Source organism: Draconibacterium sp. IB214405, assembly GCF_033963885.1.
Lineage (GTDB): Bacteria > Bacteroidota > Bacteroidia > Bacteroidales > Prolixibacteraceae > Draconibacterium.
On record NZ_JAXBMA010000002.1, the window covers coordinates 223,124 to 240,275 of the forward strand.

The following is a 17,152-nucleotide window of genomic DNA, read 5'->3' on the forward strand; positions in this document are numbered from 1 at the left end:
AATAAGAGTAATATATACATTTAAAATAAAATCTAATAATATGAGCAGTACATTAAAAGAAATGGAAGTTTGGTTTGTAACCGGTAGTCAACACCTATACGGACCTAAAACATTGGAGCAAGTAGCAGAGCATTCAAAAGAAATTGCTGCTGCTTTTGACGCGTCTACAGAAATTCCTGTAAAAGTTGTTGTTAAACCAACAGGAACAGGGTCAAAAGAAATCCATAGGATTTGTAAAGATGCAAACAGCGATGATAACTGTATTGGTATCATCACCTGGATGCACACTTTCTCTCCTGCCAAAATGTGGATTCACGGACTGAAAGAATTAAACAAGCCTTTATTGCACCTGCATACTCAGTACAACAAAGAAATTCCATGGGACGAAATCGATATGGATTTTATGAACCTGAACCAGAGTGCACACGGCGACAGAGAATTCGGTCACATTACTGCACGTATGCGTTACAACCTTAAAGTGGTTGTTGGTCACTGGCAAGATCCTAAAACCGTTTCACAGGTTTCTTCATGGGCACGCGTTGCTGCTGCGTGGGCTGACTCACAAGATATGTTAATTGTTCGTTTTGGCGACCAGATGAACAACGTTGCTGTAACTGATGGTGACAAAGTTGATGCTGAAAGAGTTTTCGGATATCACGTTGATTACTGTCCGATTGCAGAATTGGTTGCAGTACAAAATGAGGTAACTGATGAAGAAGTTGCTGAATTGGTAAAAGTTTACGAAGCAGATTACAACTTTGTTGATAGCTGTAAAGAAGGTGGAAAAGACCGCGAGCAAGTTGCTCACGCTGCTAAAATTGAAATTGCATTACGTCGCCTGTTAGAAGCAAAAGGTGCAAAAGCATTCACTACCAACTTCGACGATTTAGAAGGTATCGATCAGTTACCAGGTTTAGCTTCACAGCGTTTAATGGCTGACGGTTATGGATTTGGTGCTGAAGGTGACTGGAAAACAGCTGCTTTATACCGCACAATGTGGTTCATGAGCCAGGAAATGAAAGACTATAAAGGATGTTCTTTCCTTGAAGATTATACATTGAACTTCGACGGCGAAAACAGTGCAATTCTTCAGGCACACATGTTGGAAGTTTGTCCGTTAATTGCTGATGGCAAGCCAACCCTTGATGTACTTCCTCTAGGAATTGGTGGTAAAAATGATCCTGCACGTGTTATTTTCAAAAGTAAAACCGGACCTGGTGTTGCCGCTACAGTAGTAGATATGGGTAGCCGTTTCCGTATGATCATTAACGCAGTTGATTGTATCGAATCAAAAGATCTTCCAAAACTTCCTGTTGCAAGTGCACTTTGGATTCCTCAACCTAATTTCGAAGTTGGAGCTGCTGCATGGATTTTGGCAGGTGGTACTCACCACACAAGTTTCTCTTACGATTTGAGCGTTGAAGACTTATTGGACTTTGCTGAAATTGCTGGAATCGAAGCTGTAGTTATCGATAAAGACACTACTATTCCTAAGTTCAAAAAAGAACTGCGCTGGAACGATCTTTACTATCATTTGGCCAAAGGATTATAATAGAAACTAAATCAAAAAATAAATCAACTTTTATGGAATTACTAGATTGGATTGTAATTGGTCTGTTTGGTGTTGCTCTTATCGGAGTAATCGTTTGGGTTTTAAGTCAAAAAGAAGAAACTTCAGGCGACTATTTCCTGGCAGGACGTGATGCTTCGTGGATTGCAATTGGAGCATCGATTTTTGCTTCGAATATTGGATCAGAACATCTTATTGGATTGGCCGGTGCCGGTGCCTCAAGCGGTATGGCAATGGCACACTGGGAAATTCAGGGATGGATGATCCTGATTCTTGGTTGGGTATTCGTACCGTTCTATTCGCGAAGTATGGTTCTTACCATGCCCGAGTTTTTGGAACGTCGTTATAACCCGGAATCGAGAACAGTGCTATCACTTATCTCATTGGTGAGTTATGTTTTAACTAAAGTTGCGGTAACTGTTTATGCCGGTGGTTTGGTTTTCCAACAGGTTTTCGGTATCGAAACCATGTGGGGAATCGATTTCTTCTGGATCTCGGCCATTGGTCTGGTGCTGTTAACTGCGGTTTATACCATTTTCGGAGGAATGAAATCGGTGTTATACACCTCGGTACTTCAAACGCCTATTCTGCTAGGTGGATCGCTTGTAATTGTGGTGCTTGGTTTAAAAGCCGTTGGTGGCTGGGATCAGGTATTGGAAATTGCCGGTGCTACTCAGGTTAACGAATATGGCGACAGTATGATTAACCTGATAAGGGACAACCGCGATGCCGATTTCCCATGGCTGGGTGCTTTAATCGGCTCCAGTATCATTGGTTTCTGGTATTGGTGTACCGACCAGTTTATTGTACAACGTGTACTGTCGGGTAAAAACGAAACACATGCCCGTAGAGGTACAATCTTTGGTGCTTACCTGAAATTGTTACCGGTATTTCTTTTCCTTATTCCTGGTATGATTGCTTATGCAATGAGTGCTAAAGGAGGAGTTATGCTTAACGGACAAGAGTATACTTTACCAAGTGCCGATGCTGCTTTCCCATCGTTGGTAGCTCAGTTGCTTCCTGCCGGTATTAAAGGTCTGGTAGTTTGTGGTATTTTGGCTGCTTTGATGAGTTCGCTGGCTTCGCTGTTTAACTCTTCGGCAATGTTGTTTACTATCGACTTCTACAAACGATTCAAACCGGAAACTCCGGAGAAAAAACTCGTAAAAATTGGTCAGGTTGCAACAGTTGTTATTGTGATTCTGGGTATTCTTTGGATTCCGATTATGAGAAGTATTGGTGACGTACTCTACGAATATTTACAAGACGTACAATCCGTTCTGGCTCCTGGTATCGCCGCAGCATTCTTGCTGGGTATTACATGGAAACGTGCTTCTGCCAAAGGTGGATTCTGGGGATTGATGTCAGGATTTATAATTGGTATTACCCGTTTGGGTGCGAAGGTATATTACGAGAACGTTCAGGGTGCAGCCGACAACTTGTTTAAAAGCGTATTCTTCGATATGAACTGGTTGTTCTTCTGCGGTTGGATGTTGCTTGTATGTTTGGTAGTTGTTATTGTGGTGAGTTTGCTTACCGAAGCTCCTGACGAGAAAAAGATTCAGGGCTTGGTATTCGGTACTTCAACACCCGAACAAAAAGCTGCTACCCGTGCCAGCTGGAATGGCTGGGATGTATTCCATACTGCTGTAATCCTTGGATTAACAGTAGCATTTTACATCTACTTCTGGTAGAATAAAAACAGATTAAATTATGCTTGAACAATTAAAAGAAGAAGTTTTTAAAGCGAACCTGGAACTGGTTGATCTCGACCTGGTAATTTTTACCTGGGGAAATGTGAGTGCTATCGATCGCGAAAAAGGTTTGGTGGTTATTAAGCCAAGCGGAGTATCATACGACGATATGAAAGCCAGCGACATGGTGGTGGTTGACATGGAAGGAAATGTGGTTGAAGGTAACCTGAAACCATCAAGCGACACCGCAACTCACCTGGTGCTTTACAAAGCTTTTGAGGGGATTTCGGGAGTTGTACACACGCACTCGTCATGGGCAACCAGTTGGGCGCAGGCCGGAAGAAGTATTCCTGCTTTGGGTACAACACACGCCGATTATTTTTACGGAGCAATTCCTTGTACCCGTAAATTAACAGAGGAGGAAGTAACCACTGCATACGAAGTGGAGACAGGAAACGTAATTGTTGAAACTTTCGAAGGACTCGATCCGGTTGCAATTCCGGGAGTTTTGGTAAATAACCACGGTCCGTTTTCATGGGGAACAAGTGCTCACAATGCCGTTCATAACGCAAAAGTTATGGAGGAAGTGGCAAAAATGGCACACACTGCATTGCAGTTGACTCCGGGAGCTGAGATCGATCAATTTTTATTAGATAAGCACTACCTGCGCAAGCACGGTAAAAATGCATACTACGGACAGTAATTGTCCATCAGTTTTAAAAAAATCAAGAACGAAAAGTTGGTGGAGAAAAGAATTTCCACCGGCTTTCGTTCCACTTTAAATCAAAGAAAATGGCAAAATATACTATTGGACTGGATTATGGTTCTGATTCGGTTCGTTCATTAATCGTAGACGTAGAGACCGGCGAGGAGCTGGCAAGCGTGGTGTTTGAATACCCACGTTGGAAGAGAGGAGAATATTGCGATGCGCCAAACAACCAGTTTCGTCAGCATCCGAAAGACTATTTAGAAGGGCTGGAATATACCATCGTTGAGGCGCTTAAACAAGCTCCTGAAGGTGTAGCCGAAAATGTTGTGGGTATTTCTGTTGACACCACCGGATCGACTCCGGTAGCGGTTGACGAAAAAGGTACTCCACTGGCATTAACTCCGGGTTTTGAAGAAAATCCAAATGCGATGTTCGTACTTTGGAAAGACCATACTGCGGTAAAAGAAGCTGCAGAAATTAACGAATTGGCTAAAAAATCGGATATCGATTTCACGAAATACGAAGGTGGTATTTATTCATCAGAGTGGTTTTGGGCCAAGTTGTTGCATGTAACGCGCGAAGATGCCGGTGTTTACCGTGCAGCTTATTCGTGGGTTGAACATTGCGACTGGATTCCGGCAGTTCTTACCGGAGATACAAATCCAAAAACATTAAAGAGAAGCCGTTGCGCAGCTGGTCATAAAGCAATGTGGCACGAAGCTTTTGGTGGTCTTCCATCAGAAGAATTCCTGACTCAGCTTGATCCAATGTTGGCCGGTTTAAAAGATCGTTTATTCAAAGAAACATTTACTTGCGATGTATCGGCAGGAACTTTGAGTGAAGAGTGGGCTGCAAAATTAGGTCTGTCTACCAACGTAGTAATTGGTGTAGGAGCTTTTGATGCTCACCTTGGTGCTGTTGGTGCTCAAATCGAGCCTTATCACTTGTCGAAAGTTATGGGTACATCAACTTGCGATATGTTGATTGCTCCGCTTGAAGAAGTAGGCGACAAACTGGTTAGTGGTATTTGTGGTCAGGTTGACGGATCTATTGTTCCGGGAATGTTAGGTTTGGAAGCTGGTCAGTCGGCATTTGGCGATATTTACGCGTGGTTCCGTCGTTTGATTGAGTGGCCAATGCAAAATATTTTGGCTGAATCTGATTTGATCGACGAGGAAACAAAGAAAAAACTGATCGATGAAACTTCAGGTAAGGTTATCGCCAAATTAAGTCAGGAAGCTGAAAAAATTCCTATTGCAGAAAGCGGAATCGTAGCATTGGACTGGATGAACGGTCGTCGTACTCCGGATGCCAACCAGGCATTAAAAGGAGCGATTATTGGATTGAACCTTGGATCGGATGCACCACGTATTTTCCGTGCCTTGGTTGAAGCTACTGCTTTTGGTTCGAAAGCCATTAACGATCGTTTTATTTCTGAAGGAATCCGCATCGACGGTGTTATCGCACTGGGTGGTGTAGCTAAAAAATCGCGACTGGTAATGCAAATTGTTGCCGACGTACTGGATATGCCAATTAAAGTGGCTCGCTCGGAGCAGGCTTGTGCATTGGGTACAGCAATGGCAGCAGCAGTTGCAGCCGGTGTTTACGAAAACCTTGGCGAAGCGCAGGCAAAAATGGGTGGCGGTTTCGAAATGGAATATCATCCAATTCCTGAAAATGTTGAGAAATACAAAGACCTTTACGAGAAGTACAATAGACTGGGTAAGTTTATTGAGTTCGATTTGAATAAATAACTTATAAAAATAAACCAATGAAATATTTAGGAATTATTGCTTTAATATTTATGGTATTTGGTTGTGCAAACGAGGAAGTGAAAGTGGGGATATCTAGCGAAGAATTTGCGTTTGATTACGAGGGGAAAAGCATTGAACTATACACCTTAAAGAATGATAACGGCGTTGTTTGTCAGTTGACAAATATTGGCGCAAGAATTGTGAGTTTGTATGCTCCCGATAAAAACGGCGAATTGGCTGATGTGATCGTAGGTTACGCCAGCGGAAAAGACTACGTTGAGTTAAAAGAGAACTTTTACGGAGCAGTGATCGGTCGTTACGGAAACCGTATTGGCGACGCAAAATTCTCGATTGATGGTGTAGAATACCAGCTGGAGAAAAATGATGGTGCTAATCATCTTCATGGTGGAAGTAACGGTTTTCAGCGCCAGGTTTGGAATGTAGAAAGTGCAAGCGATTCGGAGGTAGTTTTTAGTTTGGTTTCGCCTGATATGGAAAGCGGTTATCCGGGAACGGTAGACGTAAAAGTGAAATACCAGTTAACAGCTGCAAACGAGCTGAAAATTGAATATTTTGCAACTACTGATAAGAAAACGGTACTGAATCTTACCAATCACGCATATTTCAACTTAAAAGATGGTGGAAGAACTTCGATCAACGATCATTTGATGTATCTGAATGCTGATTATTTTACGCCGGTTGACGGTGGTTTAATCCCAACAGGTGAGTTGGCAGCAGTTGCCGGAACACCATTCGATTTTAATACTCCAACTGCCATTGGCGACCGTGTGGAAGCCGATGACGAGCAGTTAAAAGTAGGAACCGGATACGACCACAACTGGGTATTAAACACCAAAAACGATGTAGCTGTTTTAGCTGCAAAAGTAGTTGAACCGGAGTCGGGGAGAGTGCTTGAAGTATACACCAACGAACCGGGTATTCAGTTCTACGGCGGTAACTTTATCGACGGGAAAATTGCAGGTAAAGAAGGTATTAAATACGGTTTCAGAAGTGCATTTTGTTTAGAAACACAACACTTCCCAGATAGCCCGAATAAACCTGAATTTCCAAGTGTAATTGTAAATCCGGGTGATGAGTACTACTCAGTTTGTATCTACAAATTTGATGTTCAAAAATAAAATCATAACGATTTTTCGTTTTGAGTTAGTTGATAGTTAGTTAGTATATAGGTTCTGATTTGTTTTCGCAGGCAGGAAGAGCCTAAAAAAAGGAGGTTGATTGCAACCTCCTTTTTATATTTATTTCACCCGTGTTAATGTCATTTCACCCGGGCCGCCAGGTCCACCCGGACCACCGCCGCCTTCAGGTCGGTTACCACCGCCACCACCAGGAGGAGGACCTTGAGGACCGCCTTCCGGCATTTCCATTTTAAGTTTGATTACTTCGCCGTCTAAAGTTCCGGTGTGTTTAATGGCGTTGTCCCTCATTTTTATCTCAAACGAAAAGCTGTTACCATCAACTTTTCCATTCGTAATCTCCTGATCACCCATTGGTGATGTTACAGTTCCGGTTAACAGGTCGCCAGTAACTTTAAAGTTAAAAGTCATAACCATGTCTCCGTTTGGTCCCATCTTAGCTTGCCATTTTCCGGTAATTCCTTCGCTGGCCGATGCGCTAACGGCAAACAAAAAAGCAACTACCAAAACGCTTGAAAATAAAATCTTTTTCATTGCTACAAATTTGAAGTTAATAATTGTTTTATGTGATACCGCTTAAATAGGCAATACCCCACATTTTACTTATCATTTTCAAATTAGGTATTATACCTTGTATTGTAGGAACGCAATAGAAGGATTGGAGGTTTTTATCGACGGATAAGAAGTTTTTCAGATTTATGTGCGCTAAAAATCAATGCTTTATTAAATTGAAAACATCACATCTGTAAGCGAATCTTCGGGTTCAAGCCTGAGCTTTTTCCGTAGTTTATAACGATGGTTTTCAACACCGCGAATCGAAATCCCCAGCAAAGGTGCAATTTCCTTCGACGATAAATTCATTCTTAAATAAGCACAAAGCTGCAGGTCGCTCGACGTAAGGTCCGGGTATTTGTTTTTCATTTTCTGGAAAAACTGTTCGTGCGCCCGCTCAAAATTACTTTCAAAAATCTGGCGGTCGTCGCGGCTCGATATATTTTCGTCTATTTTATTGTTCAGGTAGTTGTAATATTTGTCCGGGTAACGCGATCCGAGTTCCTCTTTTTGTTTTCGGACTATGTTTTTCAGGTCGATCAGAAACTCATTTTTCCGAATGATGGCCATCGTAGAGTTTGCCAGCTCTTTACTTTTAAATCGCACTTCCCCGCGCAGTTTATCGTTTCGCAGGCGAATAAGTTCGCGTTCGCGTTTTTCGTGTTGCAGTTGCTCTTTCTTTTGGGTTTGTTTTACTCCCCATCTTCGGAACAGCAAAAGCGCCCCAATTAGGATAAACATGTACAGAAATATGGCCACTTTGGTAGCAAGCAGCGGTGGTAAAATCTTAAAATCGAAGGTGTAAACCTGACTTTCGTTGCCCCAAATATCGATTGCTTTTACCTGTAATTGATAGTCGCCGCGAGGTAAGCGTTCAAATTGAAATTCCGGGTCGGCAATATTTCCCGACCACTGCTGATTTAACCCGGCAAGAAAATATTTGTACGAGACCGGAAACTCGTTCAGCAAAGGAAATGAGAATCGGAATTTTAAGTTGTTTAGTGTGTTCTTAATTTCTGTTTTACTTGTTGAAAGTGGTAAAAATACCGATCGGCCGTTGTTGGTTTGAAGCTCGATACTTCGTGCAGACGGAGAATACCTGCTCATTAAATTGGTAGTGGAATCGCTTACCGCAGCATCAAGAAATGCCAGGCCGTTTTGTAAACACAATATTCCCGTATATTCGTTTATTGGAAGTATGTTTTCAAATCCGTCAACAAGCAGCGGATCGTTAAACAGCGAAGTAGGAAACTCCTTAACCAGCTTTACTTCGCTTTGTACAATGTAGAATAATCCGATTGACGATGTCCCGATAAACCAGTAATAATTATTAGGTGCCTTAATAATGCGGTTGGCTGCTGCGTATTCCCCTAAATTTGCGTTTAACGTATCATAAGGAATTATAGAATTGGTAAGATCATCGAAGGTGTATAATTTTTCACCGGTAGTGAATACGATTCGTTTTTCGATCTTAAAAACATGAATTGAATGGTCTTTACCAAAAGTATCTTCTCCGTAATACTCGGTGTCTTCTATTTTTTCTGTACGTTCATCATTCACATGAATTTTAAAAATTCCACGGTGCATGTGGCTCGCCCAGATATTTCCGAGGTGATCGAATTCAATATATCGTATCAGGTTACTAAAATCGGCTATGTAATTCCTGAACTGTATGCCTTCGCTAGTTTTGTTGTAAACAAGAATACGATTGTAGGTTGATTGTAAGAGCAATTCGGGATGAAAAGGATCCTGTACAAAATTAAATGCGCCACCTTCGGCCGATATTACTCTTTTCTCCCCGTTCTTTAGTGCAAAACTCCCCGAGTTATGGCCGATTAATAGTTCGTCATCGATTACTTTTAAGTCCCATATTTGATCCTGTGTGCCCGGAACAAGTTTTATTTCGTTATTGTTTAAATCAAGCGACGACTCGAATAATCCCTGGTTAGTTCCCAGGTACAGTTTATTCTCGAAAACGGCGGTGGAGTATATTGCACCCGCACCGGGTAGCTTTTTAACCACAAAACTTTTATTGAGGCGACCGGAAACAAAACCAAGTCCAATGTCGAGTGCCAGCCAGGTATTTTGTCGTTCGTCGGAAGCAATACCCAGTACGGTGTTGTTCGGAAGTCCGTTTCGCGAATTTACTTTGCTTATTAATTGCCCAAAACGGTCGAATATAACAATCCCGTCAACCAGCGACCCGATTATATATTGCCCGTTTTTATTGCGGCATGCCCGGTTAACTTCGTTGTCAATAAAATAGGAGGTATAGTCGTCGTTCCATTGTTTCAGCTCACTGCCATCCCAAATAAAGATTCCTCTGTCGGCAGTGCCAATAAGCAGGTTGTTATAGTCGGCAGGAATAATAAATTTCACTGTTGTTCCAATCAGTACATCATCGAAAATAATTCGTTTTACATCATCGTTTTCAACTTCCCAAATTCCGTTATTTCGTACCGAAACCAAAATCCGGTCGCCGATCTGGTTCATTACCGAAATACCACCATCCAGATGCAAACGATAGATGCTGTCGTTGTGGTAGGTAAGAATATTGCTAAACGATTGAAAATAGACATAATCATCCTTTACCGCGATGTTCCAAAACTCCATATTGGGATCTGCTTCAAGAAAAGCTTCTGCTTTTTGGTTAAGCGATGTGTAAACCAGTTCTCCGGTTGGTGTTGGTTTCCAAAAACCCAGCTCCCGGTATCCACCGGCGTAAACTACCGAGTCGGCAACAGCATTTACCGAACGTACAATGGTATTGTTCGGCATTTTATTCATCGTCCAGTTGGTCCCGTCGAAAGAAAGTAATCCTTTATGATTGGCAAAATAAACGACACCATTTCCGGCAATACTAACACTCCAGTTTTGCCGGGCACCTTTATATATGTTTTGGTCGAATTTTAGCACCCCGGTTTCTTCTTCCAAAGCAAAAGAAGTGATGGCTAAAACGACCAAAAAGATGCTGCCAATTATAGTTTTTGTTACGTTCATACGCATCGGATGTTAATGTTTTAACAGATGATAAATGGATAAAATTCCTCTGTTTTCTACTCTAAACCCCATTTTTTGCGAAATAAATAAAATTAAATGTATAAAAAAATAAAAAGAATTCATAAATAAAAAGTGCTTCATTGAGCTGTAAAACAGATAATTACAATAATTGTCTTTTCTACAGGATGAGGTAATGATGAGGTAATTGAAGTGCTTCACTTTGGCCGAAAGTATCAATAGTGTGTCTATTTGATTGCTTTCCGCCCTACGGTCAACATAACTTTGACCCAAACTAATTCAAATATTAAAGTTATGCGAAAAACATTCTTTATTCTATTTCTCCTTTTTTCGTTTTCAACTCTTTATGCGCAGGATAGAATTTCTATCTCTGGGTCGGTAGTTGATGCAAGCGGAATAACCCTGCCGGGGGTTTCTGTTTTGGAAAAAGGAACAACCAATGGAGTTGTGACGGACATAGACGGCAATTATACATTGTCGGTAAAACAGGGCGCCACGGTAATATTTAGTTACATTGGTTTTCTATCGCAGGAAATTAATCCGCGACAGGGCGGAACAATCAACATTCAATTACAGGAAGATGTTGTGGGGCTGGAAGAAGTGGTTGTGGTTGGTTACGGATCGATGAAAAAGGCCGATCTTACCTCCTCTATTTCCACATTAAAATCGGATGAACTGGTAAAAACACCTGCCGGACAGGCAATGGAGTCGTTACAGGGAAAGGTTGCCGGAGTACAAATTGTAAACTCTGGTTCGCCGGGTAGTTCTCCAACCGTTCGTATTCGTGGTATCGGATCATTTCCAAGCAGTAGTAACTCATCTCCACTTTATGTTGTCGACGGGATGTATTTCGACAACATCGATTTTCTAAATCCGTCGGACATCGAAACACTGTCGATTTTAAAAGATGCTTCGGCATCGGCAATTTATGGGGTTCGGGCGGCAAACGGTGTGGTGCTGATTACCACTAAAAAAGGTTCGTTAAACACCGAAACCAGCATTACTTACGAAGGATATTACGGTATTCAGGTTCCGCAAAATGTAATGCAAATGGCAAACGCTGAACAGTTTGTTGATTACATTTATCAAACCGGGTCGGAGGCTGACATCAGTTTTATTGAAAACGCGATGCAGCGTTATGGTCGCAGCCGCGTGAATCCTAATGTACCGGATGTGAATACCGACTGGTATGCCGAGATTATGAAATCGCATGCCCGTCAGCAAAACCATTCAGTATCAGTTTTGGGTGGTAACGATAAAACTTCCTACTCGATGGGCGTAAGTTATTACGATCAGGAAGGTTTGCTGGAAGCTGAAGACAGGTACAAAAGAATGAATATTAGAACCTCTATCGACCATCAGGCAAACAGCTGGTTAAAAGCAGGGGTGAATTTTAATGTAAGTAACGGAACCCGCGACATTGCAGATGATGGCGCCTGGTTTAGTGCTTATCATGCAGTGCCGATTTTGCCGGTTTACGACCAGGAAAATTATGAAGATCTGCTGGCACAGGGAATTGATAATCCAAGTAACTACTCCAGTGGACAATTACTAGACTACCGTGGTTCTCAAAACCCGTTCCTGAACCTGGCTTATAATCAAAAAAGACAAAACATTCGGAAAGTACTTGCGGGTGTTTATGCCGAAGTTGATTTGTTGCCAAACATGCTGAAATTTAAAACTACTTACAATTCGTCGATGATGTTTTTGAAGCAGCGTAATGTTGGAATACCTTATTACATAACTACTTCAACCCGACGAATTTTGTCTACAGTTGAATCGATAAGAACAACAGATGTTAATCATTTCTTCGATAACACTTTAACGTACACAAACAGTTTTGGCGATCATAACGTTTCTGCAATGGGTGGTATGTCGTACCGCGATGAGTGGTATGATTACCTGCGTGGTTATGCCGAAGATATTCCGCTGAACGAAAGTGCGTGGTACATCAGTCAGTCGCAGTCGGAGTCGTCGAAACAAGTAAGCGACGATGGCGAGCGTTTGCACGGTATTTCGTATTTCGGACGTGTTTCGTACAACTACGATAATAAATACATTGCCTACTTCACCATCCGCCAGGAAGGAACACAAAAGTACCAGGAAAAATGGGGTACTTTCCCTGCCTTTGGTTTAGGTTGGGTAGTAACCGAAGAAGGTTTTATGGAAAATGTTGGTTTTCTTGATTACCTGAAACTAAGAGGTGGTTGGGGAAAACTCGGAAACGATAAAATTGCCCGTCAGGATGGAGCAAATACTACCAATCCGGTTTACCTGGCAATCGACGATATGCAGATTGACGGTACAACAACAACCAGTACCTTTGGTTATTTAGGTTGGGAAACCGTTACCGGAACAAACGTTGGTTTTAATGCCGAATTGTTCGATAACCGTTTAACCATCGATGCCGACTACTTTGTTCGCGATACTGAAGATGCTGCAATTCCGGTAAGTTTGAAATTACAATCGGGAAGCGTTTTGCGTAACGTAGGAACAATCCGCAACTCGGGTCTTGAGTTGGCTGTAAACTGGAGAAACGAAATTACCAGAGACTTTAGCTACACCGTTGGAGCAAACATATCAACTCTTAAAAACGAAGTACGCGACCTTTACGGACAGTCGTACATTAATGGTGGTTCTGCTGAATTCAGACAACGTTCGCAAGTTGGCGAACCGCTGCTTTCGTTCTATGGTTACGAAGTGGCCGGAGTTTACCAAAACCAGGCAGAAATTGATGCCGATCCGGTTGCAGTTGACAACTCGCTGGTTCCCGGCGATTTCAAATATGTTGATCAGAACAACGACGATGTGATCAACGACGACGACAAAGTATTCCTTGGTTCATATATTCCAACTTTCTCATACGGTGGATTTATCGGTTTGAACTATAAAGACTTCGAGTTCTCGATGAACATTATGGGGCAAACCGGAAACAAAATTCTGAACCGTAAACGTGGTGAGATCATCTGGACAAACGATACCAATATCGATGCTGACTTGGCAAACGGGTTATGGAACGGTGAAGGAACATCGAACAAATATCCATCGGCATCGGGACTACGTCGTGGATGGAACCAGAACTTTAGTGATTACCTGGTGGAAGACGGAAACTTCTTCCGTATTCAGAATATTCAGGTGGCATACAACCTTGATGGCGAAAAGCTGTTTGGTGCGGGAATGCCCGATGCGAGAATTTTTGTGACAGCAGAAAAACCGCTTACCGTATTTAAATACAACGGATTTAATCCTGAAGTAAATAACGGTATTGATCGTCAGTTTTACCCGGTTCCTGCCGTTTATACAATTGGTGTAAATCTCAAATTCTAAACACTTAAAGAGATGAAAATGAAACTTTTAATATCATATTTTAAACCCGTGTTTTTAAGCGGGATGCTGTTGGTCGCGATAATCGGATGTACCGACAAATTAGACCAACCTTTTGAGAACGAATCGTTTACCAGCGATGTGGATTACACCATTGCCGAAGATATGGATCTTCCATTGTTGGGAGCTTATTACGGATTTTATACCCGTGCATGGGAAGAACCGCTGACACTTGGACTTCGTGGCGATGATGTAAACGCTGCAGGCGACCAGGTTCCTATGCAGGAACAAGATAATTTTACGTACATGGCAAGTCACTGGAATACCAATTCAGTGTGGCAAAACCATTACAACGACATTGTAAATATTTTCACAGCAATCGACGAGATCAACAAGTACCGTGAGGCAACAGGCAACGACGCACTGGCTGATCAGTACATTGCCGAATGTCGTGTTATGCGTGGCTACCTGTACCTGAATATTGCCCGCACTTTTGGTGGTTGTATCGTAATCGATGCACTCGATAATATTCAGAATACGCCGCTTAGTAAAAAGGCCGAGGTGATGCAATACATCGTTGATGAAATGACCGATGCCATTCCAAATCTTCCGGATATGCATCCGAATAAACGTTCGGATATTCGGGGTGGGATGACAACTTACACGGCATATGCAATTCAGGCTTTAGCTTACCAGGAAATGAAAGATTACCAGGGAGTGGTAAATGCAACTTCGCAAATTATCAACTCGGGCGAATTTCAGTTGGCCGGCGATTACTACCACTTGTTTAAAACAGCGGGTAAACTGGATGATGAAAATATTATGGAATTCCAGTACTCTGATTTTAACCAGGGAGAAGGCGACCGTTTTGCGTTCTTGTGGGCACCGTTTGGAATTGGTGGATGGACACCGGTTGTTACAGGTGCCGGAGCTGGCTGGGGATTTTACGAGCCTACGCTGAAGTACATCGAATTTATGCTCGACAGAGGTGAGGTTGTTCGTTTGGAAACCAGTGTGATTTTCACACCTGATGGAATTACAGAACTTCGTAATGACTACGGCGAACTTCCTGAATGGATTACCAATACCAACCGCGAAGGCGATATTTTTAATAACAATGCGCGTTTAAATTTTGCCAGCGGAAAACACATTCAGCCGTCTACCGAACTGATTCCGGGAAGAACCTCGCTGGGTAGCAACAAAAACTTTATCGTTATCCGTTATTCGGAAATGTTGCTGATGTATGCCGAAGCGATTACCCGCGGAGCATCAAGCAGTATTTCGATGAGTGCCGACGACGCAGTTAACATGGTGCGTTCTCGTGCCGGATTAGGAAGCCTGTCGGGCGTTACTACACAAAATGTACTGGACGAAAAATTTGCCGAGCTGGCAATGGAGTGGGGAACGCGCTATTACGATATGATTCGTACCGAAAATACGAGTGAGCTCTCGCATGAAGGTAAAACTTTCACTATGGACAAAGCCTATCTGCCATTTCCGGCCGATCAGGTAGCTGAATTACCACAATTGGAAGTAGGAATTGACTAAAACGATAAAACATGAAGACTTATAATAAATTATTTATACTTGCATTGATACTGTTTGCGTTCAATGCTTGCGACCAAAACTACATCGACGGAATATCGAAAGTAGATCCGGGAGCAGATGCATCTGCTCCACAGGTTACGATTAACTTTCCGCCCGAAGGTTACGAAATTCAGACCAATGCAGCTATAGCATCTGTTGACATTGATTTTGAAGTACGCGACGATATTGAAATCGGATCAATTTCGGTGAATATCGACGGTGCTGAAATTACCAGCTACTCGGAGTTTATGGATTACCGCGTGGCAATGGAAACATATACTTACGACAATGTTACAACTGGCTCGCACGTATTAAGCGTAACAGCCACCGACCTCGACGGAAAAACAACAACCGTAAGTGTGAATTTTGCCAAATCGCCACCATACGTATCGCAATACGATGGCGAAGTTTTCTATATGCCGTTTAACAACGAATTCCGCGAAATGAATAGCCTGAGTTTGGCAACCGTGGTAGGATCTCCGGCTTTTGCCGATGGTATTCAGGGAGGAACAGCATACAGTGGAGCTGCTGATGCCTACCTGACATTCCCAACAACTATTCTGCAGGGATCTACTGAAGTGAGTGCCAGTTTCTGGTTGAAAGTTGATAACACCATGGATAGAGCCGGAATTTTGGTGGTATCTCCACCGGCTTCTGATAATAACGACCGTACAAAAGGTTTCCGTTTCTTCCGCGAGGATGCCAGTGGCATGCAGCGTTTTAAACTGAACGCAGGTAACGGTAGTGCTGATAGCTGGTTTGATGGTGGTTCCGCTGCCGATGTTGAGCCAAATACCGGCGAGTGGACACACTTTGCATTTAGTATTTCAGAAACAAGTGCCGAAGTTTATATCAATGGTGAATTGGTAAAAGAAGGTGATTTTGGTGGAATCGACTGGACCGATTGTGATGTGATCTCGATAATGTCTGGAGCTCCAAACTGGACCGGATGGAGTCACTTCTCCGATGGAAGTTTAATGGATGAGTTGCGTATTTTCAACACAGCACTTACCCAGGGCGAAATTCAAACGATTATGTTGAAAGAACAGGCTTCTTTCTACATGGATTTTAATGGCGATTATAAAGAAGCAATTAGCAGTACAGAGGCAACTGTTGTTGGCAGTCCGTCGTTGGATTATGGCGGTGGTGTTGATGGAGATGCGTACCAGGGAGCAACTGATGCTTACCTGACTTTCTCAACTGCCGATGTTGATATTCAGGGAGAAGAGTTTAGCGCCAGTTTCTGGGTAAATATAAATGCAACTCCGGATCGTGCAGGTATTTTGGTTATGGGACCTGAAGATACTGCCAATCCTGATGCACAAAACGTTAGAACAAGCGGTTTCCGTTTCTTCCGCGAAAATGCAAGCGGCATGCAGCGTTTTAAATTAAACGCCGGTAACGGAACTGCAGACTCGTGGTTTGATGGAGGTTCGGCTGCCGATGTTGATCCTACAACAGGTAATTGGGTGCACATGGCCTTTGCCATTTCTGGAACCGAAGCACGCGTTTATATCGATGGTGTAGAGGTAAAACAAGGTGACTTCACCGGAATCGATTGGACAGGTTGCGACTTGCTTTCGATTATGTCGGGTTCACCACGTTTTAACGGCTGGAGTCACTTCTCCGACGCAAGTTTAATGGACGAATTGTACTTGTTCAAAAAGGCACTTTCTGCTGAAGAGGTAGCTTTAATGATGCAAGACGGTTTATAGAGTAATACTAGGTAGTTTATCGAATTGGCCCGCCGTTTATTCGGTGGGTCAATTCAAACTTTTTTCTGTATT

At 42.6% G+C, this 17,152-nt stretch carries 10 protein-coding genes; 8 read left to right on the forward strand and 2 right to left on the reverse strand.

Translation table 11 applies throughout. The features are described from left to right. Positions 1 to 40 precede the first annotated feature (40 nt). The 5 genes from araA to SLH46_RS07365 all read left to right on the forward strand — a co-directional run bounded on the left by araA (position 41) and on the right by SLH46_RS07365 (position 6,866). Positions 41 to 1,552, forward strand: a complete 1,512-nt coding sequence (araA, locus tag SLH46_RS07345; protein ID WP_320280523.1) for an L-arabinose isomerase — start codon at positions 41 to 43, stop codon at positions 1,550 to 1,552. Between the two features lie 32 nt (positions 1,553 to 1,584). Beyond that, positions 1,585 to 3,264 carry a sodium:solute symporter gene (locus SLH46_RS07350; protein ID WP_320280524.1) on the forward strand — a complete coding sequence of 560 codons (1,680 nt, stop codon included), beginning with the start codon at positions 1,585 to 1,587 and terminating at the stop codon, positions 3,262 to 3,264. Between the two features lie 19 nt (positions 3,265 to 3,283). Further along, positions 3,284 to 3,967 (forward strand): L-ribulose-5-phosphate 4-epimerase, encoded by a 684-nt coding sequence (gene araD / locus SLH46_RS07355; RefSeq protein WP_297094612.1) that lies wholly within the window; start codon positions 3,284 to 3,286, stop codon positions 3,965 to 3,967. An 89-nt stretch (positions 3,968 to 4,056) separates the two neighbouring features. After that, positions 4,057 to 5,727, forward strand: a complete 1,671-nt coding sequence (locus SLH46_RS07360; RefSeq protein ID WP_320280525.1) for a ribulokinase — start codon at positions 4,057 to 4,059, stop codon at positions 5,725 to 5,727. A gap of 17 nt (positions 5,728 to 5,744) precedes the next feature. After that, complete coding sequence (locus SLH46_RS07365; RefSeq protein ID WP_320280526.1) at positions 5,745 to 6,866, forward strand: aldose epimerase family protein; 1,122 nt, start codon at positions 5,745 to 5,747, stop codon at positions 6,864 to 6,866. Between the two features lie 120 nt (positions 6,867 to 6,986). Here the strand turns inward: SLH46_RS07365 and SLH46_RS07370 are convergent, their stop codons facing one another. Then, complete coding sequence (locus SLH46_RS07370; RefSeq protein WP_320280527.1) at positions 6,987 to 7,418, reverse strand: hypothetical protein; 432 nt, start codon at positions 7,416 to 7,418, stop codon at positions 6,987 to 6,989. Positions 7,419 to 7,607: 189 nt separating this feature from the next. Then, entirely contained in the window at positions 7,608 to 10,436 is a 2,829-nt protein-coding gene (locus SLH46_RS07375; protein ID WP_320280528.1) for a helix-turn-helix and ligand-binding sensor domain-containing protein, read from the reverse strand. 312 nt (positions 10,437 to 10,748) lie between these two features. Between SLH46_RS07375 and SLH46_RS07380 the strand changes: the two genes are divergently transcribed. From SLH46_RS07380 to SLH46_RS07390, 3 genes are read left to right on the forward strand one after another with little or no spacing between them, the layout of a single operon-like run. Then, positions 10,749 to 13,781, forward strand: a complete 3,033-nt coding sequence (locus SLH46_RS07380) for a SusC/RagA family TonB-linked outer membrane protein (RefSeq protein WP_320280529.1) — start codon at positions 10,749 to 10,751, stop codon at positions 13,779 to 13,781. 18 nt (positions 13,782 to 13,799) lie between these two features. Further along, positions 13,800 to 15,326 carry a RagB/SusD family nutrient uptake outer membrane protein gene (locus SLH46_RS07385; protein ID WP_320280530.1) on the forward strand — a complete coding sequence of 509 codons (1,527 nt, stop codon included), beginning with the start codon at positions 13,800 to 13,802 and terminating at the stop codon, positions 15,324 to 15,326. Positions 15,327 to 15,337: 11 nt separating this feature from the next. Then, positions 15,338 to 17,080: a LamG domain-containing protein gene (locus tag SLH46_RS07390; protein ID WP_320280531.1), complete on the forward strand. Its 1,743-nt coding sequence runs from the start codon at positions 15,338 to 15,340 to the stop codon at positions 17,078 to 17,080. The last annotated feature ends 72 nt before the right edge of the window (positions 17,081 to 17,152 follow it).

Coding starts and splice junctions, on each gene's coding strand:
- araA (WP_320280523.1), top strand. CDS start 41: ATGAGCAGTACATTAAAAGAAATGGAAGTTTGGTTTGTAACCGGTAGT.
- SLH46_RS07350 (WP_320280524.1), top strand. CDS start 1,585: ATGGAATTACTAGATTGGATTGTAATTGGTCTGTTTGGTGTTGCTCTT.
- araD (WP_297094612.1), top strand. CDS start 3,284: ATGCTTGAACAATTAAAAGAAGAAGTTTTTAAAGCGAACCTGGAACTG.
- SLH46_RS07360 (WP_320280525.1), top strand. CDS start 4,057: ATGGCAAAATATACTATTGGACTGGATTATGGTTCTGATTCGGTTCGT.
- SLH46_RS07365 (WP_320280526.1), top strand. CDS start 5,745: ATGAAATATTTAGGAATTATTGCTTTAATATTTATGGTATTTGGTTGT.
- SLH46_RS07370 (WP_320280527.1), bottom strand. CDS start 7,418: ATGAAAAAGATTTTATTTTCAAGCGTTTTGGTAGTTGCTTTTTTGTTT.
- SLH46_RS07375 (WP_320280528.1), bottom strand. CDS start 10,436: ATGAACGTAACAAAAACTATAATTGGCAGCATCTTTTTGGTCGTTTTA.
- SLH46_RS07380 (WP_320280529.1), top strand. CDS start 10,749: ATGCGAAAAACATTCTTTATTCTATTTCTCCTTTTTTCGTTTTCAACT.
- SLH46_RS07385 (WP_320280530.1), top strand. CDS start 13,800: ATGAAACTTTTAATATCATATTTTAAACCCGTGTTTTTAAGCGGGATG.
- SLH46_RS07390 (WP_320280531.1), top strand. CDS start 15,338: ATGAAGACTTATAATAAATTATTTATACTTGCATTGATACTGTTTGCG.